We start from the raw sequence: 438 nt of genomic DNA on the forward strand, positions 1-438 counted from the left end.
CGATCGTCATCATCGTCTCCGAGGCGGCCTGGAACAGCAGGGCGTAGAGAACGGCCTTGTTCTGGAGCGCGATGTCGGCGATCCGCGCAGGCAGGGTGAAGACGACATGGAAATACCCGACCGGCAGCAGATCGGCCTCCCGCTCGGCCAGCCATGTCCGCGCGGCGTTCCCCTGACAGCGCGGACAATGACGGTTGCGACAGCTGTTATAGGCGATCCGCCAGTGTCCACAGTCCCCGCAGGCCGCGACATGGCCACCAAGGGCTGCGGTGCGACAATGTTCGATCGCCGACATGACCTTGAGCTGCTGCAGGGGGAGACGGCCGGCATGGGCTGACCGCCAGGCAGGGCCGGCAGCCCGGAAGATGTCCCCCAGTGCGAGCGAGGCGGACATGACCGCCCCTGCTCCGGGATCAGCCGTCGGGCCTTGCCTGCGCC

General features: G+C 67.6%; 1 protein-coding gene. It reads right to left on the reverse strand.

Going from position 1 to position 438, the window contains the following annotated elements; translation table 11 throughout:
- Positions 1-394, reverse strand: a 394-nt coding sequence (locus DY926_RS16515; protein WP_186336211.1) for an IS91 family transposase, incomplete at its 3' end; no start/stop codon positions are given.
- Positions 395-438 lie beyond the last annotated feature (44 nt).

This window comes from Komagataeibacter melaceti, assembly GCF_003403295.1.
Classification (GTDB): domain Bacteria; phylum Pseudomonadota; class Alphaproteobacteria; order Acetobacterales; family Acetobacteraceae; genus Komagataeibacter; species Komagataeibacter melaceti.